The 23,972-nt window shown below is 62.7% G+C and carries 19 protein-coding genes; 2 read left to right on the top strand and 17 right to left on the bottom strand.

The genetic code is table 11. The features are described 5' to 3' along the window. Nucleotides 1-2: 2 nt before the first annotated feature. The 17 genes from tuf to secE form a co-directional block, all read right to left on the bottom strand. On the bottom strand, nucleotides 3-1,178 hold the full coding sequence (gene tuf / locus ACZ7GB_RS16520; protein WP_078549290.1) for an elongation factor Tu: 1,176 nt from the start codon (nucleotides 1,176-1,178) through the stop codon (nucleotides 3-5). 60 nt (nucleotides 1,179-1,238) lie between these two features. Next, the gene (fusA, locus tag ACZ7GB_RS16515) at nucleotides 1,239-3,362 is read right to left on the bottom strand and encodes an elongation factor G (RefSeq protein ID WP_078600745.1); all 2,124 of its coding nucleotides are present in this window, start codon (nucleotides 3,360-3,362) and stop codon (nucleotides 1,239-1,241) included. Nucleotides 3,363-3,380: 18 nt separating this feature from the next. Continuing rightward, a complete protein-coding gene (rpsG, locus tag ACZ7GB_RS16510) occupies nucleotides 3,381-3,851 on the bottom strand; it encodes a 30S ribosomal protein S7 (protein ID WP_075773836.1) in 471 nt (156 codons plus the stop codon). A 12-nt stretch (nucleotides 3,852-3,863) separates the two neighbouring features. Continuing rightward, nucleotides 3,864-4,235, bottom strand: coding sequence for a 30S ribosomal protein S12 (rpsL, locus tag ACZ7GB_RS16505; RefSeq protein ID WP_038074720.1), 372 nt, complete (start codon nucleotides 4,233-4,235; stop codon nucleotides 3,864-3,866). 244 nt (nucleotides 4,236-4,479) lie between these two features. Next, the gene (locus tag ACZ7GB_RS16500) at nucleotides 4,480-5,217 is read right to left on the bottom strand and encodes a phosphatase PAP2 family protein (RefSeq protein ID WP_168174755.1); all 738 of its coding nucleotides are present in this window, start codon (nucleotides 5,215-5,217) and stop codon (nucleotides 4,480-4,482) included. Beyond that, a complete protein-coding gene (locus ACZ7GB_RS16495) occupies nucleotides 5,198-6,646 on the bottom strand; it encodes an ArnT family glycosyltransferase (protein WP_472159566.1) in 1,449 nt (482 codons plus the stop codon). Before ACZ7GB_RS16495 ends, ACZ7GB_RS16500 begins: the two co-directional genes overlap by 20 nt. Then, nucleotides 6,621-6,926 (bottom strand): lipid-A-disaccharide synthase N-terminal domain-containing protein, encoded by a 306-nt coding sequence (locus ACZ7GB_RS16490; protein ID WP_472159565.1) that lies wholly within the window; start codon nucleotides 6,924-6,926, stop codon nucleotides 6,621-6,623. The genes ACZ7GB_RS16495 and ACZ7GB_RS16490 overlap by 26 nt, the downstream gene beginning before the upstream one ends. Before the next feature lie 5 nt (nucleotides 6,927-6,931). Continuing rightward, on the bottom strand, nucleotides 6,932-7,681 hold the full coding sequence (locus ACZ7GB_RS16485; protein ID WP_472159563.1) for a glycosyltransferase family 2 protein: 750 nt from the start codon (nucleotides 7,679-7,681) through the stop codon (nucleotides 6,932-6,934). A gap of 117 nt (nucleotides 7,682-7,798) precedes the next feature. Then, nucleotides 7,799-8,509, bottom strand: coding sequence for a hypothetical protein (locus ACZ7GB_RS16480; protein WP_078521312.1), 711 nt, complete (start codon nucleotides 8,507-8,509; stop codon nucleotides 7,799-7,801). A 137-nt stretch (nucleotides 8,510-8,646) separates the two neighbouring features. Then, nucleotides 8,647-12,873 carry a DNA-directed RNA polymerase subunit beta' gene (gene rpoC, locus ACZ7GB_RS16475; RefSeq protein WP_472159562.1) on the bottom strand — a complete coding sequence of 1,409 codons (4,227 nt, stop codon included), beginning with the start codon at nucleotides 12,871-12,873 and terminating at the stop codon, nucleotides 8,647-8,649. A gap of 50 nt (nucleotides 12,874-12,923) precedes the next feature. Further along, the gene (gene rpoB, locus ACZ7GB_RS16470; protein ID WP_078521316.1) at nucleotides 12,924-17,060 is read right to left on the bottom strand and encodes a DNA-directed RNA polymerase subunit beta; all 4,137 of its coding nucleotides are present in this window, start codon (nucleotides 17,058-17,060) and stop codon (nucleotides 12,924-12,926) included. A 248-nt stretch (nucleotides 17,061-17,308) separates the two neighbouring features. Further along, nucleotides 17,309-17,683, bottom strand: coding sequence for a 50S ribosomal protein L7/L12 (gene rplL, locus ACZ7GB_RS16465; protein WP_078521318.1), 375 nt, complete (start codon nucleotides 17,681-17,683; stop codon nucleotides 17,309-17,311). Nucleotides 17,684-17,749: 66 nt separating this feature from the next. Continuing rightward, entirely contained in the window at nucleotides 17,750-18,262 is a 513-nt protein-coding gene (gene rplJ / locus ACZ7GB_RS16460) for a 50S ribosomal protein L10 (protein WP_078521320.1), read from the bottom strand. 258 nt (nucleotides 18,263-18,520) lie between these two features. Beyond that, nucleotides 18,521-19,219, bottom strand: a complete 699-nt coding sequence (gene rplA / locus ACZ7GB_RS16455; RefSeq protein ID WP_075773827.1) for a 50S ribosomal protein L1 — start codon at nucleotides 19,217-19,219, stop codon at nucleotides 18,521-18,523. A 3-nt stretch (nucleotides 19,220-19,222) separates the two neighbouring features. Next, nucleotides 19,223-19,675, bottom strand: a complete 453-nt coding sequence (gene rplK / locus ACZ7GB_RS16450; RefSeq protein WP_078521322.1) for a 50S ribosomal protein L11 — start codon at nucleotides 19,673-19,675, stop codon at nucleotides 19,223-19,225. A 106-nt stretch (nucleotides 19,676-19,781) separates the two neighbouring features. Beyond that, nucleotides 19,782-20,321, bottom strand: coding sequence for a transcription termination/antitermination protein NusG (nusG, locus tag ACZ7GB_RS16445; protein WP_075773825.1), 540 nt, complete (start codon nucleotides 20,319-20,321; stop codon nucleotides 19,782-19,784). A gap of 242 nt (nucleotides 20,322-20,563) precedes the next feature. Then, nucleotides 20,564-20,749, bottom strand: coding sequence for a preprotein translocase subunit SecE (gene secE, locus ACZ7GB_RS16440; protein ID WP_075773824.1), 186 nt, complete (start codon nucleotides 20,747-20,749; stop codon nucleotides 20,564-20,566). Nucleotides 20,750-20,998: 249 nt separating this feature from the next. On the opposite strand from secE, the gene ACZ7GB_RS16435 reads away from it, so the two are divergent. Further along, nucleotides 20,999-21,493 carry a DUF4405 domain-containing protein gene (locus ACZ7GB_RS16435; protein ID WP_472159560.1) on the top strand — a complete coding sequence of 165 codons (495 nt, stop codon included), beginning with the start codon at nucleotides 20,999-21,001 and terminating at the stop codon, nucleotides 21,491-21,493. Nucleotides 21,494-21,600: 107 nt separating this feature from the next. Then, nucleotides 21,601-23,970: a glycosyltransferase family 4 protein gene (locus ACZ7GB_RS16430; protein WP_472159558.1), complete on the top strand. Its 2,370-nt coding sequence runs from the start codon at nucleotides 21,601-21,603 to the stop codon at nucleotides 23,968-23,970. The last annotated feature ends 2 nt before the right edge of the window (nucleotides 23,971-23,972 follow it).

Genomic DNA, 23,972 nt, shown 5'->3' with positions numbered 1-23,972 from the left:
GATCACGCGATGATTTTGGAGACGACGCCGGCGCCGACGGTGCGGCCACCTTCGCGGATTGCGAAGCGCAGACCGTCTTCCATCGCGATCGGAGCGATCAGTTCGACTTCGAACTTCAGGTTGTCGCCCGGCATGACCATCTCGGTGCCCTCGGGCAGCGTCACGGTGCCGGTCACGTCCGTCGTGCGGAAGTAGAACTGCGGACGGTAGTTCGCGAAGAACGGGGTGTGACGGCCACCTTCCTCTTTGGTGAGGATGTAGGCTTCAGCCTCGAACTTGGTGTGCGGCTTAACCGAACCCGGCTTACACAGAACCTGACCACGCTCGACGCCGTCACGGTCCACACCGCGCAGCAGCGCGCCGATGTTGTCGCCAGCTTCACCACGGTCCAGCAGCTTGCGGAACATCTCGACGCCCGTGCAGGTCGTCTTCGTGGTGTCGCGGATACCCACGATTTCCAGTTCGTCGCCGACGTTGATCACGCCACGCTCGACGCGGCCGGTCACAACCGTACCACGGCCCGAGATCGAGAACACGTCTTCGATCGGCATCAGGAAGGGCTGGTCCACGGCGCGCTCCGGCGTCGGGATGTAGCTGTCGACAGCTTCCATCAGCGCGCGGATCGAGTTCTCGCCGATTTCCGGGTCACGGCCTTCCATCGCGGCCAGAGCCGAACCCTTGACGATCGGGATATCGTCGCCGGGGAAGTCGTAGGACGACAGAAGTTCGCGAACTTCCATTTCCACGAGCTCGAGCAGCTCCTCGTCGTCGACCTGGTCAACCTTGTTCAGGTAGACAACCATCGCCGGGATGCCGACCTGACGGCCGAGCAGGATGTGCTCGCGGGTCTGCGGCATCGGGCCGTCAGCTGCGTTCACGACCAGGATTGCGCCGTCCATCTGCGCTGCACCCGTGATCATGTTCTTCACGTAGTCGGCGTGGCCGGGGCAGTCGACGTGCGCGTAGTGACGCGACTCGGTCTCGTATTCCACGTGTGCGGTCGAGATCGTGATCCCGCGGGCCTTCTCTTCCGGCGCGCCGTCGATCTGGTCATACGCGCGGAAATCACCGAAATACTTCGTGATCGCAGCCGTCAGCGTCGTCTTGCCGTGGTCAACGTGGCCAATCGTGCCGATGTTGACGTGCGGTTTGTTACGTTCAAACTTTTCCTTTGCCATGATGGCCTCCTGTCAGTGCGTTGGATTGGAAAGGCGCCGGGTTGCCCCGGCGCACGTCCCTTACGCGTATTTCTTCTGGATCTCGTCCGAGATGTTCTGCGGCACGGCTTCGTAATGGCTGAAGAGCATCGTGAAGACCGCACGGCCCGAGGACATCGAACGCAGGTTGTTGATGTAGCCGAACATGTTGGCGAGCGGCACGAAGGCGTTCACGACGACCGCGTTGCCGCGGGTGTCCTGACCTTGCACCTGGCCCCGACGCGAGGTCAGGTCGCCAATGATGCCACCGGTATATTCTTCCGGGGTCACCACTTCGACTTTCATCATCGGCTCGAGCAGCTTCGCGCCAGCCTTGCGCAGACCTTCACGCATCGCGGCACGCGAAGCGATTTCGAAGGCGAGCACCGAGGAGTCGACGTCGTGGAAAGCACCGTCAACCAGCGCAACCTTGAAGTCGATCACCGGGAAGCCTGCCAGCGGACCGGAGTCCATGACCGACTTGATGCCCTTTTCGACGCCCGGGATGTATTCCTTCGGAACAGCACCACCAACGATGCGGCTCTCGAACGAATAACCTTCGCCCGGCTCGGTCGGCGTGATCTCGAGCTTGACGCGCGCGAACTGACCGGTACCGCCGGTCTGCTTCTTGTGCGTGTAGTCGATCTCGGTCGCGTGGCTGATCGTCTCGCGATAGGCCACCTGCGGCGCACCGATATTCGCCTCAACCTTGAACTCGCGCTTCATGCGGTCGACCAGGATGTCGAGGTGAAGTTCGCCCATGCCCTTCATGATGGTCTGACCCGACTCGAGGTCGGTCTCGACGCGGAAGGACGGGTCTTCGGCTGCCAGGCGCTGAAGGGCGAGGCCCATCTTTTCCTGGTCGGCTTTCGACTTCGGCTCCACGGCGATCTCGATCACCGGATCGGGGAAGGTCATCGTTTCGAGAACGACCTGGTTGTTCGGGTCGCACAGCGTGTCACCGGTGGTGGTCTCTTTCAGACCGGCCAGCGCGATGATGTCGCCTGCATACGCTTCTTCGATCTCGGTCCGGTTGTTCGAGTGCATCATCATCATACGACCGATGCGCTCTTTACGACCTTTGGTCGCGTTCAGGATCGAGTCGCCCTTCTTCATCGTGCCCGAGTAGAGGCGCGTGAAGGTGAGCGAGCCCACGAAGGGGTCGTTCATGATCTTGAAGGCGAGCCCCGAGAGCGGCTCTTCGTCATCGGCGTGACGCGCGATGTTCCGGGTTTCCGTCTCGTCATCCGGCGAGAAGCCCATGTAGGCGGGCACGTCGAGCGGCGAGGGCAGGAAGTCGACCACGGCGTTGAGCAGCGGCTGGACACCCTTGTTCTTGAAGGCCGAACCACCCAGAACCGGAACGAAGGACAGCGACAGCGTGCCCTTACGGATCAGGCTGCGCAGCGTTGCGATATCGGGCTCTTCGCCTTCGAGATAGGCCATCATCGCGTCGTCGTCTTGCTCGACGGCGTTCTCGATGAGGTGCGAACGCCATTCGTCCGCAGTCGCCTTCAGATCGTCACGGATCGGCTGACGAACCCAGGCAGCGCCCAGATCTTCGCCTTTCCAGACCCACTCTTCCATGGTGACCAGGTCGACGATGCCTTCGAGTTGATCTTCGGCACCGATCGGGAAGTTCACCGGAACCGGGGTCGCACCGGTGCGGTCTTTGATCATCTTCACGCAGTTGAAGAAGTCCGCGCCGATCTTGTCCATCTTGTTGACGAAGACGAGGCGCGGAACCTTGTAGCGGTCAGCCTGACGCCACACGGTCTCGGTCTGCGGCTCAACACCGGCGTTCCCGTCGAGCAGCGCAACAGCGCCGTCGAGCACGGCCAGCGAACGCTCCACCTCGATGGTGAAGTCGACGTGGCCGGGGGTGTCGATGATGTTCATACGGAACTTGGTATCATCCGTACCTTCGGCGGTCGGATCTTCCTGCCACTGCCAGAAAGTCGTGGTAGCTGCCGAGGTGATGGTGATGCCGCGCTCGGCCTCTTGCTCCATCCAGTCCATGGTAGCAGCACCGTCGTGCACTTCGCCGATCTTGTGCGACTTGCCGGTGTAGAACAGGATGCGCTCGGTCGTCGTGGTTTTACCAGCGTCGATATGCGCCATGATCCCGAAGTTGCGATAACGCTTTAGGGGATATTCGCGAGCCATGGTGGCGTCCTTCCGTAATTACCAGCGATAGTGGCTGAACGCTTTGTTCGCGTCGGCCATCTTGTGGGTGTCTTCGCGCTTCTTGACCGCGGAACCACGCGAGTTCACCGCATCCAGAAGCTCGCCAGCGAGGCGCTCTTCCATGGTGTTCTCGTTGCGGGACTTGGCGGCAGCGATGAGCCAGCGGATAGCCAGCGCTTCGCGGCGGGTCGGGCGCACTTCGACCGGAACCTGGTAGGTGGCACCACCCACACGACGCGAACGCACTTCGACCGAAGGCTTCACGTTGTCGAGGGCTTCGTGGAACACCTCGATGGGCTCACGCTTGAGCTTGCCCTCAACGCGGTTGAGCGCGTTGTAGACGATTTTCTCGGCGGCGGACTTCTTGCCGTCGATCATCAGGTTGTTCATGAATTTGGTCAGCACGCGATCGCCATATTTGGCGTCGGGCAGGACTTCGCGCTTTTCAGCGGCGTGACGACGAGACATCTCGAGATCTCCTTACTTCGGACGCTTCGCGCCGTATTTCGAACGGCGTTGACGACGGTCTTTAACACCTTGCGTATCGAGCACACCGCGCAGGATGTGGTAACGAACGCCCGGAAGGTCTTTCACACGGCCGCCACGGATGAGCACAACGGAGTGCTCCTGGAGGTTGTGCTTTTCGCCCGGGATGTAGGAAATGACCTCGAAGCCATTCGTCAGGCGCACCTTGGCGACCTTACGCATAGCGGAGTTCGGTTTCTTCGGCGTCGTCGTGTAGACGCGCGTGCAAACGCCACGCTTTTGCGGGCACTCTTGGAGGTGTTGCGACTTAGAGCGCTTCACCTTGGGCTGCCGCGGTTTGCGGATCAGCTGTTGGATCGTCGGCATTCGGTTCCCCGTTCTGCTGTCAATACTCGCCCCGTTTCCGGAGGCGCCACTTCTCGACGCGTTTCCGCGCGGATTCGCGAAAACGCCAAATCGCATTCCTCCCCGGCCCGAGGACCGCGGCGAATGCGTTGAATTCCAGAGGATCGGGGCGAAGGCCCGGATCATGACCACTAGAAATCGGCGACCCTCCGGGCAGACTTCGCCCGTCAGGTAGCGCGGCGTATAGGGGGAGTCGTTTGGGTTGTCAACTCTCGCGGCGGGTCCGCGCGAGGAGCTGCGCGCCCCACCCCGCAAACAGGATCCCCCAGAGCAGCCAGGCCACCGTAAGGCTCACCAATCCGGCGAAATAGGTATCCGACAGGAAGTGCCGCCCGGTGCCGACCCGCTGCACGATGATGAAGACCGCGACGAAGACGCCGACGGCCCGCAGATAGAGCAATCCCCAGCGCGGCAGGCGCAGCCGCGACAGCTCTGCACCGAGCCAGATCAGCAGCCCCAGCGCCACCGCCGCCGCCACCTCGCCCGATACGAACGAGCAGTTCCGCGAGCATTGATCGGTGAAGGTGCCCGCAAGACTGAAATGATGCGCGCCGCCGAAGAGATCGACATCGGCCGGGCGTGCGCGTCCCGAATTGGCCTTGAGGACCCCGTTCACCACCACGATCGGGCCGAGCAGGTAGAGCAGGCAGATGAACGCCCAGATCCGCGCCGGCAGGCGCAGCACCGTGCGATGGCGCAGCCCCGCCCAGGGCCAGGCCACGAGCGAGACGAGGAACAGCACGATCGAGACATCCCAGATCCGTTGGCGCAGCCATTCCCAGAGCGGATTGGTGATCACCGAGAACCCCTCCCCTGCCCGGTAGAACAGCCCGGCGACGCCGAGGTCGAGCTCCGGCACGAAGCGGAACAGCAGGAAGCCCCCGATCCACGCCGCCAGCAACAAGCGGCCCGCGAAGATCATGTCAATTTTCGGAACGGACACAGCGCGCCTCCACCAGATAAGCCGCATAGCCTTTGCCTGCCCAAGTCCCGGTCGCGTCGAGCTGCGCCTCGGGCGCAACCGGACCGCTGCCGCAATCGGGCGCGCTATTGGCGATCACCAGCAAACGACCATTATAGTCCTGTGGCAAGGGCCACATCTGCTCGTAATAGCTGTCGGCCCGCACGACAGGCTTCGGCGCGTAGACGGTCACGCCCGCATCCTGCCCGGTATAGAACAGATCGGCGAGGATCGCGCGATTGCCCGTGTAGACCGGCACGTCGGCCGCTTCCGCAAGCGTCAGGATCTGGCGGCTCAGATCGGCCTGCCCCAGCCACCGCTTCAGAAGCGGCGCGCCATCCTTCTGCGGATAGGGCGCGAGGACCGTCAGCAGCGGGATCGACAGCGCGATCAACCCGTTGATCACGATCGCGATCCAGCGCCAGATGCCGCGCAGCACCATCACCGCCAGAACCGTCCCCGCGAAATAGGCAGCGACCGCCCAGTTGGCATAGGCCCGGTCGAGCAGCGCCTCGATCGTCACCGCGACCAGCGGCGGCACAGAGAGCATCGTCAGCCCGCGCTTCGCCGGATCGCCCCAGCCCGCGTAACCGATCAGCAGCGCCACCATCGTCACCGGCCCGAAGACCGCGAATTGCGAGGCGACGAACTCCACCATCGAGCCGAAATTCAGCGCAGCCCCTTCTCGGACCCAACCGACATTGTCCATCGTATGCGAGACTGTCGTCAGCCCGTTATTCAGGTTCCAGACCACGTTCGGCGCGATCACCAGTCCGAAGGCCAGCGCCGCAATCACCATATTACGCCAGCCGATCCGCCAAGCAGGCGCGACAAGGGCTGCCAGCGCCAGACCGGGGATCAGGTAGATCGCAGCGTATTTCGCCATGAACGCTAGCCCCGCCGCCACGCCCGCAGCGAGCGCGTCCGACCAGCGACGGCTCTCGCCGGTGCGATGCAGGAACAGAAGGCTCAGCGCGTAGAACGGGGCCATCACGGTGTCGGTCGAGATCAGCACCGAGCCGACCGCGACGAAGGGCAGCGTGACATAGATCGCCGCCGACCAGATTGCGACCGAACGCCCCGCGATCCGCGCGCCCAAGGCGCCAAGCACCAGCGCCGTGATACCGTGCAGCACAGCCCCCGGCATCCGCACCCAAGACGGCGCGTCCGAACCCGCCAGATCGGTCACCGCCCGCAGCAGCCAACCGATCAGCGGCGGTTTCGAGTAATAGCCGAAATCGAGATGCTGGCCCCAGAGCCAGTATTGCGCCTCATCGACGAAGAGATCGGTCTTGTTGAACGCCAGAAGTACCAGCCGCAGCGCGGTGACTGCGGCGACGACGATCAGGGCCGGGACGAGCCAGCCGTCCCGATCGCCCCTGCGTTCAAGCTTCGCGTTTACGCTTGGCATGGATCAGCCACAGATTGCGCCCGTAGATGAACACGCCGAGCGACTGGCCGAGAACGAAGACCGGATCTTTGCGATAGAGCGCATAGGTCAGCAGCATCACGCCGCCGGCGAGCGAGAAATACCAGAATGCCACCGGCACCACGGATTCGCCTTTGCGCTCGGATGCGATCCACTGGACGAGAAACCGCCCCGTGAACATGAGCTGCGCGAGCAGGCCGAAAAGGACCCACCACAGCTCGAGAACGCTGTCCGCGTGAAGCATATCCATCAGCCAGCCCATAGGCGTCACTCCTCGCGCATCACTTCGCCGGGCTGCGCTTTCTTGCGCCGACGGAGAAGCCACGCGACGCCCATCAGGTCGACGATGCCGACGAGACCGCGCTGCAGGTTGTTGTAATTCGAGCTGCCGCCCCCGCGCGAACGGTGAGCGACGTCGACATGGGCCACCTGCCACCCGTCGCGCGAGAACAGCGCGGGGAGGTAGCGGTGCATATGGTCGAAATAGGGCAGCGCGAGGAACGCCTCGCGCCGGAAGGCCTTGAGGCCGCAGCCGGTGTCGCGGGTGCCATCCTTGAGGATCGCGCCACGGATCTTGTTTGCCGCCTTCGAGGCGAGCTTCTTGGACATCGTGTCCTGCCGCCCGACGCGCTGACCTGCGACCAGCCCGATCTTCTCGGAATTCGCCGCGCGCAGCGGCGCCATCAGGGCGGGAAGCTCGGAGGGCGGGTTCTGACCGTCGCCGTCCAGCGTGCAGATGATGCTGCCCTTCGCAGCCCGAACGCCCGAATGGACGCCCGCGCTTTGACCGCCTGACGCCCGCTGGCCCGCCGCATTCCTGTGCTGCAGCAGGCGCAGGTTCGGATGGGTCTTCATCCGCTCGCGCAGGATCTGGTCCATCCCGTCATCCGAGCCGTCATCGACCACGATCACCTCGTAATCGCAGACCGGCGCGCAGGCGGTGTCGATCTCGTCGAGAAGCCCCGCGATGTTCGGCGCTTCGTTCTTCGCGGGGATCACGATTGAAATCTCGGGCATGGGTGCCGGAACTCTCTTGTCGCTGGGCCGGGATGGCGCCGAAGGTGCGGCTCTATTAGACCCGCCACCCGGTCTTGTAAACGGATCATCCCGGGGCAGCCGCGTCCCTGTGGCGGATCAGCCGAATTTCGCGAAAAGCTTCGAATAGCTCGGCTTGAGGGCGTTTCGCATCTCCATTGCACGTTCCATGTCGCCCGCCATCGCCGCATCGTAGAAGAACGCGACAGAGACCGCGAAGCCGTCCACGAGCTTTTGATACCCCATGTCGGTCTCGGCTTCCGGCGCGGGATGCTTGACGATCTGCGCCGCGAGATAGCTCAGAAGCGAGGCATCCGCGATCAGCTGACGCGCGCCCTCGCCGCCCATCCCCGCGTAGTCGCGCGCGAGCACGTCTTCCATCTCCGCGTGATAGGCGTTCATCCGGTCCGAGAAGCCCACAACTCCATTGCGGATATGCAGTTCGCCGATGCTGTCGCGCACCCCTTCGAGGGTCTCATGCGCCTCGGGCAGATTCCCGGCGGCCACCTCTTCCTCGGCCTTCGCCGCTAGCTCGCTGACCTTGTCGAAAGTCGCGCCGAGAACCGCGTCATCGGCATATTGCGGCGGCGGCTCGGCGGTCCAGGCGTCGGACAGCGACTGCCACTCGCCGACGAAGCGATCGAGCGCTGCCTTGGTCTCCGGCTGCTTGCCCTGGTTCGACAGGAACAGCGCCGCGCGGTAGTCGCCATAGGCCTTGCGCAACTGCGCCTCCGCATCCTGATAGGCGCCCGCAAAGGCAGGCATGGCGATCAGCGCGCTCAGCGCGAACGGGGTGACAAAGCGGATCATCGGGGTCCCTCCTCCGGCAAACAGGCTCTCGCCTTTCGACGTTACCCTGCCCCAGAGATCGGGTTCGCGCAAAGAAAAACCCCCGCGCGATCTCTCGCGCGGGGGGATGTTTCAGATCGTCTCCAACCGGAGGTGGATCAATCGCGGCTTTCCGGCGTCTCGACCGGACCGAAATCAGCCTCTGCCTCGGCCGGAGCCGCCAGCGCTGCCGCGGCTTCCGCCTCGGCCTGACGCTGCTGGATGACCTTGGAGTCACGCTCGGTCGCGATCTTGCGGACCTTGGTGGTCGCGCCACCGGTACCCGCCGGGATCAGACGGCCGACGATGACGTTCTCCTTGAGGCCCACGAGCTTGTCGCGCTTGCCCTGCACCGAAGCCTCGGTGAGAACGCGGGTCGTCTCCTGGAAGGAGGCCGCCGAGATGAAGGACCGGGTCTGCAGCGAGGCCTTGGTGATGCCGAGCAGCACGGGTTCGCCATGCGCCGGACGCCCACCACGGGCTGCAACCTTGTCGTTCTCCTCGTCGAACTCTGCCTTGTCGACATTCTCGCCTTTCAGGAGCGTCGTATCGCCGGAATCGAGGATCTCGATCTTCTGCAGCATCTGGCGAACGATCACCTCGATGTGCTTGTCATTGATCTTCACGCCCTGCAGTCGATAGACGTCCTGCACCTCGTTGATGAGGTAGTCGGCCAGAGCCTCGATCCCCATGATGCGCAGGATGTCATGCGGCGCCGGGTTGCCGTCCATGATGTAGTCACCCTTCTGCACGAAGTCGCCTTCCTGCACCGGGATGTGCTTGCCTTTCGGCACCATGTACTCTGCCGGCTCCAGACCATCATCACGCGGATCGATCGCGATCCGACGCTTGTTCTTGTAGTCCTTGCCGAAGCGCACATAGCCATCGATTTCGGCGATGATCGCGTGATCCTTGGGACGACGTGCTTCGAAGAGTTCGGCCACACGCGGCAGACCGCCGGTGATGTCCTTCGTCTTCGCGCCTTCGCGCGGAATACGCGCAACGACGTCACCCGCCTTCACGTCCTGACCGTCTTCCACCGAGAGGATCGCATCCACCGACATGGTATAGGTCACCGGGTTGCCCGCTTCGTTGCGGACCGGCTCGCCATCCTCGCCGAGGATCAGAACTTCCGGCTTCAGCTCGTTGCCCTTGGGCGCAGCGCGCCAGTCGGACACGATCTTCTGGGTCATGCCGGTCGCATCGTCGGTATCCTCGCGCACGGAGATACCCGAGATCAGGTCGACGAAGCGGACCTTACCGGGCTTCTCGGCGATGATCGGCAAGGTGTAGGGATCCCATTCGATCAGCTTGTCGCCGCGACCGACCGCCTCGCCATCCTTCACGAAGACCTTGGTGCCGTAGCCGATCTTGTGCGAGGCAAGCTCGTCACCCTGATCGTTCACGATCACGAGCTGCATGTTCCGGCCCATGACGATCTGCTCGCCCATCTCGTTGAGGATGATGTTGGCGTTGCGGAACTCGATCTTGCCTTCCTGGCTGGCCTCGAGGAACGACTGCGAGCCACCCTGAGCAACACCGCCCAAGTGGAAGGTCCGCATCGTCAGCTGCGTACCGGGTTCACCGATCGACTGCGCGGCGATAATGCCCACCGCTTCGCCCTGGTTCACCAGCGTACCGCGTGCGAGGTCGCGACCGTAGCAGAGCGCGCAAACGCCCTCTTCGGCCTCACAGGTCAGCGCCGAGCGGATACGGACGGATTGCACGCCCGTCTGCTCGATCGCGTCGGCCTTGCGCTCGTCGATCAGCTCGCCGGCGCGGACGATCACCTCGTCCTCGCCCGGAACCGTCACGTCGTCCGCTGCGACACGGCCAAGTACGCGCTCCGAGATCGGAGCGACGATTTCCCCGTCATTCACAGCAGCCGAAGCGGTGATCGCGCGGTCGGTGCCGCAATCATGCGTGCGCACGATGCAGTCCTGAGCGACGTCCACCAGACGACGGGTCAGGTAACCCGAGTTCGCCGTCTTCAGTGCGGTATCCGACAGACCCTTACGGGCGCCGTGGGTCGAGTTGAAGTATTCAAGAACGGTCAGACCTTCCTTGAAGTTCGAGATGATCGGCGTCTCGATGATCTCGCCGTTCGGCTTGGCCATGAGGCCACGCATACCGCCCAGCTGCTTCATCTGCGTCACCGAGCCACGAGCGCCCGAGTGGGCCATCATGTAGACCGAGTTCGGTTCCTGCTCGGCACCGTTCTCGTCGTATTTCGGCGCGGAGATGGTGTTCATCATCGCGTCGGTGACCTTGTCGTTACACTTCGACCATGCATCGACGACCTTGTTGTACTTCTCACCCTGGGTGATCAGACCGTCCATGTATTGCTGTTCGAAGTCCTTGACCTGGTCGCGGACGGTTTCGACGATGTCCCACTTGTTATCCGGGATCACCATGTCGTCCTTGCCGAACGAGATGCCAGCCTTGAACGCTTCCTTGAAGCCCATGCCCATGATCTGGTCACAGAAGATGACCGACTCTTTCTGACCGCAATAACGGTAGACGGTGTCGATCGTGTTCTGCACGTCTTTCTTACGCAGAAGACGGTTCACCAGTTCGAACGGCGCTTTCGCGTTCAGCGGCAGCAGCGCGCCGAGGCGCACACGGCCGGGCGTGGTCTCGAAACGCTCGTAGACCTCGTTGCCGGTTTCGTCGATCTGCTTGATCCGCGCGGTGATCTTGGCGTGCAGATGCACTTCGCCCGAGTTGAGCGCGTGCTCCACTTCCTCGACCGAGGAGAAGGACATGCCTTCGCCCTTCATGCCTTCGCGTTCCATGGTCACGTAGTAGAGACCCAGAATCATATCCTGCGAAGGAACGATGATCGGCGCGCCGTTGGCGGGCGACAGAACGTTGTTCGTCGACATCATCAGCACGCGCGCTTCCAGCTGGGCTTCCAGCGAGAGCGGAACGTGGACGGCCATCTGGTCACCGTCGAAGTCGGCGTTGAACGCCGAGCAGACGAGCGGGTGCAGCTGGATCGCCTTGCCTTCGATCAGCATCGGTTCGAACGCCTGGATACCCAGACGGTGCAGCGTCGGCGCACGGTTCAGCAGAACCGGGTGCTCGCGGATGACCTCGTCGAGGATATCCCACACCTCGGGACGCTCTTTCTCGACCAGCTTCTTCGCCTGCTTCACGGTGCTCGACAGGCCTTTGGCCTCGAGGCGCGAGTAGATGAAGGGCTTGAAGAGTTCGAGCGCCATCTTCTTCGGCAGACCGCACTGGTGCAGCTTGAGTTCCGGGCCGGTCACGATGACCGAACGACCCGAGAAGTCGACGCGCTTACCCAGAAGGTTCTGACGGAAGCGACCCTGCTTACCTTTCAGCATGTCCGAGAGCGACTTCAGCGGGCGCTTGTTGGTGCCCGTGATGACGCGGCCGCGACGGCCGTTGTCGAACAGCGCATCGACCGATTCCTGCAGCATCCGCTTTTCGTTGCGCACGATGATGTCGGGCGCACGCAGTTCGATCAGACGCTTCAGACGGTTGTTCCGGTTGATCACACGACGATAGAGGTCGTTGAGATCCGAAGTCGCGAAACGACCACCGTCGAGCGGGACGAGCGGACGCAGTTCCGGCGGGATCACCGGAAGCACGGTCAGCACCATCCACTCGGGACGGTTGCCCGACTCGAGGAACGACTCGACGATCTTCAGACGCTTGATGATCTTCTTCGGCTTCAGCTCGCCCGTGGCTTCCTTCAGCTCTTCGCGGAGCTGCTCGGCCGTGGTTTCGAGGTCGATGCCAGCAAGCATTTCACGGATCGCTTCCGCGCCGATATTGGCGGTGAAGGCATCCGCGCCGTAGGTGTCCTGCGCGTCGAGATACTCTTCTTCGGACATCAGCTGACCGTATTGCAGGTCGGTCAGACCCGGCTCGATCACCACGAAGTTTTCGAAGTAGAGGATACGCTCGAGGTCGCGCAGCGTCATGTCGAGCATCAGGCCGATGCGCGAGGGCAGCGACTTGAGGAACCAGATGTGAGCGACGGGCGAGGCCAGTTCGATGTGGCCCATGCGCTCGCGGCGCACTTTCTGGAGGGTGACTTCGACGCCACATTTCTCGCAGACGACGCCGCGATACTTCATGCGCTTATATTTGCCGCACAGGCATTCGTAGTCTTTGATCGGGCCAAAGATGCGTGCGCAGAACAGACCGTCACGCTCGGGCTTGAACGTACGGTAGTTGATGGTTTCCGGCTTTTTGATTTCACCGAAGGACCAGCTCAGGATCCGCTCCGGCGAGGCGAGCGAGATCTTGATCTCGTCGAACGCCTTCGGCTGCGCGAGCGGGTTGAACGGGTTTTGGGTCAGTTCCTGGTTCATCTGTAAATCCTTGAATGAGGGCGGAAGGGCTTAGAGGAGGGCCGAAGCCCTCACTCGTCATCCTCCGCGTCCAGGAGTTCCATGTTGAGGCCGAGGCCCCGGACCTCTTTGACGAGAACGTTGAACGATTCCGGCACGCCGGCTTCGAAGTTGTCCTCGCCCTTGACGATCGACTCGTAGACCTTCGTCCGGCCTGCCACGTCATCCGACTTCACCGTCAGCATCTCCTGCAGGGTGTAGGCGGCGCCGTAAGCTTCCAGAGCCCAGACCTCCATCTCCCCGAGACGCTGACCACCGAACTGCGCCTTACCACCCAGCGGCTGCTGCGTGACGAGCGAGTACGGACCGGTCGAACGGGCGTGCATCTTGTCATCGACGAGGTGGTGAAGCTTCAGGAAGTACTTCACACCCACCGTGACCTGACGCGCGAACTGCTCGCCGGTGCGGCCATCGAACACGATCGACTGACCGGATTCGTTGAAGCCCGCACGCTTGAGCGCGTCGTTGATGTCGGCCTCTTTGGCACCGTCGAAGACCGGGGTCGCGATCGGAACGCCGGTGCGGACGGCTTCGGCGCTCTCGATGAACGCCTCGTCATCCATACCTTCGATGATCTCACCGTAGGTCTCGTCGCCATAGCCGATCTTCATCGCCTCGCGAACCGGGGTCAGGTCGCCGTTACGACGATAGGCTTTCAGCGCCTCGTCGATCTGGTTGCCCAGACCGCGCGAAGCCCAGCCCATGTGCGTCTCGAGAATCTGACCGACGTTCATGCGCGACGGCACGCCCAGCGGGTTCAGCACGAGATCGACAGGGGTGCCATCGGCGAGGAACGGCATGTCTTCCATCGGAACGACTTTCGACACGACGCCCTTGTTGCCGTGACGGCCAGCCATCTTGTCGCCAGCCTGAAGCTTGCGCTTCACAGCCACGAAGACCTTGACCATCTTCATCACGCCCGGAGGCAGATCGTCGCCCTGACGGACCTTCTCGACCTTGTCCTCGAAACGCAGATCGAGCGCGCGCTTCTGCGCCTCGAACTGGTCGTTGAGGGCTTCGACTTCCTTGGCGTCGCCCTCGTCTTCGAGCGCGAGCTGCCACCACTGGCCCTTCGACAGGGTGCCCAGCAGTTCTTCGTCGATGGTCGAGCCAGCCTTGACGCCTTTCGGCCCCTTCACGGCAGTCTTGCCGGTGATCAGGGTCTTGAGACGCGCGTAGATGTTGCGCTCGAGAATGGCGAGCTCGTCGTCCCGGTCACGGGCCAGACGTTCGACTTCCTCACGCTCGATCTGCAGCGCACGCTCGTCCTTGTCGACGCCGTGACGGTTGAAGACGCGGACTTCCACGATCGTACCGTAAGCACCCGGCGGCAGACGCAGCGAGGTGTCGCGCACGTCCGATGCCTTCTCGCCGAAGATGGCGCGGAGGAGTTTCTCTTCCGGCGTCATCGGGCTTTCGCCCTTCGGCGTGATCTTACCGACGAGGATGTCACCCGGCCCCACTTCGGCGCCGATATAGACGATCCCGGCTTCGTCGAGGTTGCGCAGGGCTTCCTCGCCGACATTCGGGATGTCGCGGGTGATCTCTTCCGGGCCGAGCTTGGTGTCGCGGGCCGCCACTTCGTATTCGTCGATATGGATCGAGGTGAACACGTCGTCGCGGTGGATCCGCTCGGAGATCAGGATCGAGTCTTCGTAGTTGTAGCCGTTCCACGGCATGAAGGCGACGACCACGTTACGGCCGATAGCCAGTTCGCCCATATCGGTCGACGGACCGTCAGCGACGATCTGCCCCTTCACCACCCGGTCGCCCACTTTCACGATCGGACGCTGGTTGATGGTCGAGGACTGGTTCGAACGCTTGAACTTGCGCAGACGGTAGATGTCCACGCCCACGTCGCCCGCTTCGAGATCGTCGGTCACGCGGATAACGATACGCTGCGCATCGACCTGGTCGATGATGCCGCCGCGGTTCGCCATGATCGCAGCACCGGAGTCGCGTGCGACGGTCGCTTCCATGCCGGTACCGACATAGGGCGATTCCGAGCGCAGCAGCGGCACGGCCTGACGTTGCATGTTCGCACCCATCAGAGCGCGGTTCGCGTCGTCGTTTTCGAGGAACGGAATGAGCGCCGCACCGACCGAGACCAGCTGCTTCGGCGACACGTCGATCAGGTCCACCGTTTCCGGCGGGTTGAGCGCGTATTCCCCCGACTGGCGGGTCGAGACGAGATCGTTGATGAACTTGCCGTTCTCATCGAGCGTCGCGTTCGCCTGCGCCACGGTGTGACGCATTTCCTCGGTCGCCGACATGTAGACCACCTCGTCGGTGACCTGACCGTCATTGACCTTGCGATACGGGGTTTCGATGAAGCCGTACTTGTTCACGCGGGCGAAAGTGGCCAGCGAGTTGATCAGACCGATGTTCTGACCTTCCGGCGTCTCAATCGGACACATCCGACCGTAGTGGGTCGGGTGAACGTCGCGCACCTCGAAGCCGGCACGCTCACGGGTCAGACCGCCCGGGCCGAGCGCCGAGAGACGACGCTTGTGCGTGACTTCCGACAGCGGGTTGGTCTGGTCCATGAACTGCGACAGCTGCGAGGAGCCGAAGAATTCGCGCACCGCAGCCGCGGCCGGTTTCGCGTTGATCAGATCCTGCGGCATGACCGTGTCGATCTCGACCGAGGACATACGCTCCTTGATGGCGCGCTCCATGCGCAGCAGGCCGACGCGATATTGGTTTTCCATCAGTTCGCCGACCGAACGCACACGGCGGTTGCCGAGGTGGTCGATGTCGTCGATCTCGCCCTTGCCATCGCGCAGTTCCACCAGGCCCTTGATGCAGGCGATGATGTCCTCTTTACGCAGCGTGCGCTGGGTGTCCGGCGCATCGAGGTCGAGACGCATGTTCATCTTCACGCGGCCCACGGCCGAAAGGTCGTAGCGCTCGGAGTCGAAGAACAGGCTGTTGAACAGGGTGTCCGCGGCCTCGACGGTCGGCGGCTCACCCGGACGCATGACGCGGTAGATATCCATGAGCGCGGTTTCGCGGTTCATGTTCTTGTCCGACGCCATGGTGTTGCGGATGTAGGGACCGACATTGACGTTATCGATGTCGAGCACCGGGATCTCGGTGATGCCGTTGTCGATCAGGGTCTTGATCGAACCGCCCGAGAGCTCGCCGTTCTTGTCGTATTCCGCCGTCAGCTCGTCGCCCGCTTCGATGTAGATGAAGCCGGTTTCGTCGTTGACGATATCCTTGGCGCAGAAGCGGCCCATGATGTGGTCGAACGGCACGAGCAGCTCGGGAACCGAGTTGTCGTCACGCCATTTCTTGACCATGCGCGGGGTCGCTTTCTCGCCCGCTTTCAGGATCACTTCGCCCGACGCCGCATCGACGAGGTCGAAGGTCGGACGGGTGCCGCGCACGCGGTCGGGGAAGAACTTGGTGACCCAGCCCGACTTGCCCTTCGCGGTGTAGGTGACGGTGTCGTAATAGGCATCCATGATGCCTTCCTGATCGAGACCCAGCGCATAGAGCAGCGTGGTCACCGGCAGTTTCCGACGACGGTCGATACGCGCGAAGACGAGGTCCTTGGCGTCGAATTCGAAGTCCAGCCACGAGCCGCGATAGGGAATGATGCGGCAGGCGAAGAGCAGCTTGCCCGAGGAGTGGGTCTTGCCGCGGTCATGGTCGAAGAACACGCCCGGCGAGCGGTGCATCTGGCTCACGATGACCCGCTCGGTGCCGTTCACGATGAACGTACCGTTCTTGGTCATGAGGGGCATATCCCCCATGAACACGTCTTGTTCCTTGATGTCTTTGACCGAACGCGCGCCGGTTTCCTCGTCCACATCGAACACGATGAGGCGCAGGGTCACCTTCAGCGGCGCCGAATAGGTCATGTCGCGAGCCTGGCACTCGTCGACATCGTATTTCGGTTTTTCGAGCTCGTATTTCACGAACTCCAGAATGGCGTTGTCGTTGAAATCCTTGATCGGGAAGACCGACTGGAAAACGCCCTGGATACCCTCGCCATCGGTGGGCTGATCGACTTCGCCGGAGCGCAGGAACAGATCGTAGGAGGATTTCTGAACCTCGATGAGGTTCGGCATTTCGAGGACTTCGTGGATTTTGCCGTAATAGCGACGGATGCGTTTCTGACCAACGTAAGCTTGAGCCATGCTCTGCGTGACCTTTCGTCTCTTCGCGGCACATGCAATGTCGGGGCCCATTGCACGCCGCAAGGCGAATGAAGGGGGGGCGGTTCCATACCTGCCTTTCGTCCCACCGAAAGGCTCCCGAACCGCGAACACCGCCTTGGAGAGGGCTTCAGGGCGCCAAAGCCCTCTCCGAGACAGGTTCGGCTGGGCCCGGGAAAACCCCGGACCCAGCCCTTTTTTCAGATCGGATGCAGTCGCATCCGGCTCGCTTACTTGAGCTCGATTTTCGCGCCAGCGTCTTCGAGCTTTTTCTTGATCTCTTCGGCTTCCGCTTTCGCAGCGCCTTCCTTGACCTTGCCGCCAGCTTCAACGAGCTCTTTGGCTTCTTTCAGGCCCAGGCCGGTGATGCCGCGGACTTCTTTGATCACGTTGATCTTCTGAGCGCCAGCTTCGACGAGAACGACGTCAAATTCGTCTTTCTCTTCAGCAGCTTCTTCGCCACCAGCAGCCGGACCGGCCATCATGACAGCGCCACCAGCGGCGGGCTCGATGCCGTATTCGTCTTTCAGGATGGTTTTCAGTTCCTGGGCTTCCAGGAGGGTCAGACCCACGATTTCTTCGGCGAGTTTTTTCAGATCAGCCATTTTTCAGTTCCTAGATTTGGGTTTCCAACGTCGCGGTTTCAAGCCGCTACGGGACAAGTCGATTGCTTACGCAGCCTTTTCCTCGATGGTCGAAAGGATGCTCGCGATGTTCGAAGCAGGCGCGCCAACGGCACCGGCGATGTTCGAAGCGGGTGCGCCGATCTGCGACACGATCTGAGCGATGAGCTCTTCACGCGACGGCATGTCAGCGACAGCTTTGACACCAGCGATGTCGAGTGCCGAGTCTCCCATTGCGCCGCCGAGGATCGAGAGTTTCTCGTTCTCTTTGGCATATTTGACGACCACTTTCGCCGCAGCGACAGGATCCTCAGAATAGGAAAGCACGGTCATGCCCGTCAGGTATTCAGCGATGCTTTCGCAGGGCTGACCTTCAAGGGCGATCTTGGCGAGCTTGTTCTTGGCAACACGAACCGAACCACCCGCTTCACGCATGCGCGCGCGGAGGTCCTGCATGTTAGCAACCGTCATGCCTTCGTAGTGAGCAACCACTACGACGCCAGAGCTTGCGAAGATCTGGCCGAGTTCCTCGACCACTTTCTCTTTTTGGGCTCTATCCACAGTTACACTCCAAGTATGGGGGTTTCCCCCCGGCTCTCATTGTCCCGGTTTCCCGGGGTCGGGTCCGAAGGGCCCGAGGCCAGATCGCCCGAGATCGGCCCGAAGGCCCAAACCCGGAATTGGTCTCGATCCCCATCTCAGGAAGGAAATTAAGCCGTCACCTTGCGGGATCAGGCACCCTCCGTCTCGGACAGGTCAGGGCGGAAGCGTCAGGCCGCCGCCCTACCACCCACCGAGGTTTCCCCCGGTGGAATTCTCTTAGTTGCCGGTCGCCGACGTGATGTCGACGGCGACGCCCGGGCCCATCGTCGAGCTCAGGGACACCTTCTTCATGTAGGTGCCTTTCGCGCCGGCGGGCTTGGCTTTGGTCACGGCATCCACGAAGGCGCGGATGTTTTCGGCCAGCTGCTCCTCGGAGAAGGAGACTTTGCCGATGCCGCCATGAATGACGCCGGCCTTCTCGACCTTGAACTGAACCTGGCCACCTTTTGCCGCTTCGACAGCCGCTTTCACGTCCATCGTCACGGTGCCGACTTTCGGGTTCGGCATCAGGTTGCGCGGGCCCAGGACCTTACCCAGACGGCCGACGATCGGCATCATGTCCGGGGTCGCGATGCAGCGATCGAATTCGATCGTGCCGCCCTGAATGGTTTCCATCAGGTCCTCGGCGCCGACGATATCGGCCCCGGCTTCCTTGGCTTCGTCCGCTTTCGCGCCACGAGCGAAGACAGCCACGCGGACGGTCTTGCCGGTGCCGTTCGGCAGAGCGACGACGCCACGAACCATCTGGTCGGCGTGACGGGGATCGACACCGAGGTTCATTGCGATTTCGAGGGTCTCGTCGAATTTCGCGTTCGCGTTCGATTTGATCAGCGAAACGGCTTCCTCGACGGAGACGTTGGACTTGCCGGCGAAGGCTTCGCGGGCGGCTTTGGTGCGTTTACCGAGCTTTGCCATGACTTAGCCTTTCACCTCGATACCGATCGACTTCGCGGAGCCGAGGATGATGTTCATCGCGCCTTCGATGTCGTTGGCGTTCAGGTCCTTCATCTTCGCTTCGGCGATCTCACGCACCTGAGCGGCGGTGATGGTCGCGGCGACGACGCGGCCCGGAGCTTCCGAACCCTTCGGACGGTTACGCTTGCCGACCGGCTTGAGACCGGCTGCCTGCTTGATCATGAAGCTCGCGGTGGGCTGCTTGATCTCGAAGGTGAACGACTTGTCGGCGTAGTAGGTGATGATCGTCGGGATCTTCGCCTGCTTGTCCATTTCCTGCGTCTTGGCGTTGAACGCCTTGCAGAATTCCATGATGTTGATCCCGCGCTGACCCAGCGCCGGACCGACCGGCGGGGACGGGTTTGCGCCGCCTGCCGGAATTTGCAGCTTGAGCTGCCCAACAACTTTCTTGGCCATGTGGCCCTCTCCTTATCACTGTCACGCCCCTAGGGGGTCGCGAAGTTTAGTGGTTCGGTCCGGGCGTCCCTGTCGCGCAGGGCCCCTCGCCTCCCACGGCTCACACTCAGGCGGTTTTCTGCACCTGCGTGTATTCCAGTTCGACCGGCGTCGGCCGGCCGAAGATCGAGACGGTGACTTTCAGACGGCTCGCCGCCTCGTCCACTTCCTCGACCATGCCCGAGAAGCCCTCGAAGGGCCCGTCGGTCACATTCACGTTCTCGCCGACCTCGAAGGTGATGAGGCTGCGCGGCGCGGCCTGCTCACCCGATTCGTCGACACGGCTGAGGATGCGGTTCACTTCCGCATCGCCCATCGGCATCGGCCGGCCCTGCGGCCCGAGGAACCCGGTGACCCGGTTCGTCGAGTTGATCAGGTGATAACCCTTGTCGGTCATCTCCATCCGCACCAGCACGTAGCCCGGCATGAAGCGACGTTCGGAGGTCACTTTCTTGCCGCGACGCACCTCGATCACTTCCTCGGTCGGCACCAGAACCTCTTCGATCTGGTCTTCCAGACCTTGATCGATCACGGCCTGACGGATTTGCTCGGCCACTTTCTTCTCGAAGTTCGAGAGAACGCTTACCGAATACCAACGCTTCGCCATGCCGATTCTTTGCCCCTTGCCGACGACGCCGGAGCGCCGAAAATTCCTGTTATTTCACGGGATTACCCGTGTCTCCCAGAATAAAAAACAGCGCGCACCACGCGAATCGATGCACGCCGCCTCTGGGAAAGTCCCGCCCCTTTACCGCCGGAGCCCTGTGATTTCAAGAGCGTAAGGCCGGAGCGCGATCACTTCGTTGCCGCAACTGCGAATGAGGTCTGGCGGAGAGCGCCGGGGGCCTATCAGCTCCCGATCACCTGCGTCACGCCGAGACGGATGACCCAGTCCACGAGCGAGAAGAAGATTGCCGTCAGCGCAGCCATCGCCAGCACCATGCCGGTCGTCAGCAGAACTTCGCGGCGGCTCGGCCAAGCCACTTTGCCCGCTTCCGAGCGCACCTGCTGGAGAAACTGGAGTGGGTTTGCCATCGTCGTCGTTCCTTACGCGCCCAATGCGGCGCCCTTGAGCCGAAAATACCGCGCCGCTTTCGGCGCAACTGCCGCCAGATACTTGCTCCCCTCGCGGATTTCAAGGCTGTTGCGACCGCCTGCCCCTCCGCGGACGCCATGCGCCCACTGCAAGCCGGCTTTGATAACGGAAAATCCATCGATGCGCGTGCAACTTAACATCCGACAACCCGCGCGGTCAGCACAGCCGCGATTCGACAGGAGCCATCGATGCCCGCCATCCTCAACCGCTACGCCACACCGCTCATCACCGGCCTTTTCCTCGTCTCTTTGATTTCAGGAATCGCCTTGTTCTTCCATTGGGGCAGCGCGTGGTTCCACGGCATGCATGAATGGCTCTCGATGGTGCTGATCCTGCCGTTCGCGCTGCATATCTGGAAGAACTGGCGGCCGATGACCAACTACTTCAAACGCGCGCCGATGGGGCTGGCGCTCGCGCTTTCGGTCGTGGCGGCGCTGGCCTTCGTCCTTCCCGCCGCGACGAGCTCTCAAAGCGGCGCGCGTGGCGGACCTCCGCAATTCGCGATCGCGCAGGCGCTGTTCGACGCGCCTTTGTCGGAGGCCGCACCCGTGCTCGGCCTCTCGGGCACCGACGCCGCCGCCAAGCTGGACGCCGATGTGACGCAAAGCCTGACGGAAATCGCCGCAGCGCGCGAAAGCTCCGCCGCGACGCTCGCCCAGCAACTGATGGGGCAGCCGCAATAACGGCCGTCGCGCCGTGCGGGGCATCTCGGGCGGCGCAAGACGGTTGCGACTGTCACGCAATCGGCTAGGGTGACTCTACCAAAGGTTGTTTTTCATCAAGGAATTGCATGTCGACTTTCGTTCCGCCGCCGTCAGCCGTCTCCCTACTCCATCGCCTGCGCGGCTATCGCGGAGCGCTGGAGCGGATCGAGAACGGGAGGGTGATCGGCTGGATCGCGAAGAAAGGCGATAGCACTCCGCTCGACATTGAAATCCACTGCAATGCCGGGCGGCTCCTCTCGGGGCGCGCGGCGATGTTTCGCGCCGACCTTGCACAGGCTGGCATCGGCGCGGGCAATCATGGTTTCGCCTTGCCGCTTTCGGCGGCCCAGCAAGAGGCCGCGGGCGGCGAAATCAGCCTCCACATCCCCGGCAGCGGCCCAATCGCCACGCTGTGCTTCGACGCCGACGCGACGCCGCTTCCGAAGGAGAAAGACGCCCTGCATCGCTATTTGCATGGCCCGATCATCACATTGCGCGCCGCGTCCACCGCACAGACGGAAATGCCCGACCTGACTGCGCAGCAACCGCTTTTCGCGACGCGGTCCGCGCAGGGCGAAGACCTGCCCGCGCCCTTCTTTTCCTACATCGATTACGCGCGCCATCGCGCGGGCATGACAGAGGAACTCCCCCTCGATGGCAGCGATGCGGCAGCGTCGGACATCCTGCGCTGGTATCTCGACAGCTACGCCGCGCAGCATCCGTCTCAGCAGATCCCACTGAGCCGCGCCGCGATCGACTGGCTCAATGCGCAGACCCGCCCCGGCGGACCGAGCCGCGCGATGGACCTCTTCGGCAAGACCGGCGACCCGGACGCAGCATCCGCATGGGCGCTCCGCGATGCCCCGTCGCTCGGGTTCGGCGATTGCCTTCTCCCCGACAGCCTGATCGAGACGCTGGCAGAGACGAAAGGCTCCAGCCCCTGGCCGATGACCCGCGGGCTTCTGGGCCTGCGCGAGGCGACCCCGCCGCTCGCGCAATTCTCGCCGAAGACCGAGCGTCACCGCCGGATGCTGCATGTGCTCGCGATGATCCTCGCGGTCGAGCGGCCCGAGATCCTTCTATTCCTGCCCCGCAGCGAAACGAAAACGCTGCTCGAAGGTGGCCGCCTCTCGGATGTCTGCTTGCAACTGCATCCCGGCCCGCCGATCACCCGCGCGCGCTATGCTGCGGCGCTGCGCGAGAAGGGCTTCGACCTCGAGAGCATGTCCTTCCTGCGCACGCGCGACGGCCATCGGATCGCCGCCGCCACGCACCCCATCCCCGAGGGCACCCCCGTCGACGTTCAGATCCACGGCCCCTTCGCGAAAGCCTCCGGGTTGGGCCAATCGACGCGGCTGTCGCATGACATTTTGTCCCGCTGCGACGTCACGCTCAACGCGGTGGAAAGCGCGCGCGACAATCCGACGCCCGTGCAAGACGGCGCCAAGACCGGCGCGCCCCGCCCCGCGCGCATCAACCTGCTGCACCTGAATGGCGACGCGGTGCCCCCGGCCTACGCCTTCGATGCCGACTGCTACTCCGGCGCCTACAACATCGCCTATATGCATTGGGAGTTGGACCGCGCCCCGGCGTGTCACCACCTCGCGCTCGACCTTGTCGACGAGGTCTGGGTGCCCTCGGAATACTGCGCCGAGATTTACCGCAAAGCGACCGACACGCCGGTGGTGAATGTCGGGATGTGTTATCCCGAACCGCCCGCCATCGACCGCGCCCACGCGTGCAGCGCCCTGCGCCAACGCAACGATTGGCCCGAGGAAAGCTTCGTCTGCCTCGCCAGTTTCGACAGCTTCTCCTTCGTGCAACGGAAGAACCCGCTCGGCACGATCCACGCCTTCCGCGAAGCCTTCGCCGAGGACGCGGAGGTACGCCTGCTGATCAAGACGCAAAATCGTGGCCATGTCTGCGACGCGGCACAGGCTACGCTCTGGGCCGAAATCGACCGGCTCGTCTCAGCCGACCCGCGCATCGCTTTGCTCGACGAGACGCTCGATCACGCGGGGGTGCTGGAGCTGATGGCCGGCGCGGACCTCTACGTGTCGCTACATCGCTCCGAGGGCTGGGGGTTCGGCATGCTCGAGGCTATGGCGCTTGGCGTGCCGGTCCTGTGCACGAGCTATTCCGGAAATCTGGAATTTTGCAACGAGGACACTGCGTGGCTCGTGCCCGCGTCCGAGATCGAGGTCGCGCCGCAGGACTATCTCTATGTCGAGCCCGGAATGCACTGGGGCGAGCCGGATCACGCCGCCGCGGTCGCCCAGTTCCGCGCGGCACACAGCGACCCGGACGCGCGCAAGAAAAAGGCGGCGCAGGCCGAAGCCTTCGTGCGCCGCCATTTCTCCGTCGATGCGATTGCCGCGCGCTACAGTGCCCGCTTGTCCGAGATTTTCACCCGGCTCGACGGGGCGTGCAAACCGATCGCCCGCCCCGCCGAGTGAGC

Source organism: Thioclava sp. PTB-PU3-1 (genome assembly GCF_055666785.1).
This window is presented reverse-complemented; position numbering and strand designations above follow the sequence as displayed.

Coding starts and splice junctions, on each gene's coding strand:
- rpsL (WP_038074720.1), bottom strand. CDS start 4,235: ATGCCGACGATCCAACAGCTGATCCGCAAACCGCGGCAGCCCAAGGTG.
- ACZ7GB_RS16490 (WP_472159565.1), bottom strand. CDS start 6,926: ATGGGCTGGCTGATGGATATGCTTCACGCGGACAGCGTTCTCGAGCTG.
- ACZ7GB_RS16480 (WP_078521312.1), bottom strand. CDS start 8,509: ATGATCCGCTTTGTCACCCCGTTCGCGCTGAGCGCGCTGATCGCCATG.
- nusG (WP_075773825.1), bottom strand. CDS start 20,321: ATGGCGAAGCGTTGGTATTCGGTAAGCGTTCTCTCGAACTTCGAGAAG.
- ACZ7GB_RS16485 (WP_472159563.1), bottom strand. CDS start 7,681: ATGCCCGAGATTTCAATCGTGATCCCCGCGAAGAACGAAGCGCCGAAC.
- ACZ7GB_RS16495 (WP_472159566.1), bottom strand. CDS start 6,646: ATGCCAAGCGTAAACGCGAAGCTTGAACGCAGGGGCGATCGGGACGGC.
- rplL (WP_078521318.1), bottom strand. CDS start 17,683: ATGGCTGATCTGAAAAAACTCGCCGAAGAAATCGTGGGTCTGACCCTC.
- rplA (WP_075773827.1), bottom strand. CDS start 19,219: ATGGCAAAGCTCGGTAAACGCACCAAAGCCGCCCGCGAAGCCTTCGCC.
- tuf (WP_078549290.1), bottom strand. CDS start 1,178: ATGGCAAAGGAAAAGTTTGAACGTAACAAACCGCACGTCAACATCGGC.
- rpsG (WP_075773836.1), bottom strand. CDS start 3,851: ATGTCTCGTCGTCACGCCGCTGAAAAGCGCGAAGTCCTGCCCGACGCC.
- fusA (WP_078600745.1), bottom strand. CDS start 3,362: ATGGCTCGCGAATATCCCCTAAAGCGTTATCGCAACTTCGGGATCATG.
- ACZ7GB_RS16430 (WP_472159558.1), top strand. CDS start 21,601: ATGTCGACTTTCGTTCCGCCGCCGTCAGCCGTCTCCCTACTCCATCGC.
- ACZ7GB_RS16435 (WP_472159560.1), top strand. CDS start 20,999: ATGCCCGCCATCCTCAACCGCTACGCCACACCGCTCATCACCGGCCTT.
- secE (WP_075773824.1), bottom strand. CDS start 20,749: ATGGCAAACCCACTCCAGTTTCTCCAGCAGGTGCGCTCGGAAGCGGGC.
- rplK (WP_078521322.1), bottom strand. CDS start 19,675: ATGGCCAAGAAAGTTGTTGGGCAGCTCAAGCTGCAAATTCCGGCAGGC.
- rpoB (WP_078521316.1), bottom strand. CDS start 17,060: ATGGCTCAAGCTTACGTTGGTCAGAAACGCATCCGTCGCTATTACGGC.
- rpoC (WP_472159562.1), bottom strand. CDS start 12,873: ATGAACCAGGAACTGACCCAAAACCCGTTCAACCCGCTCGCGCAGCCG.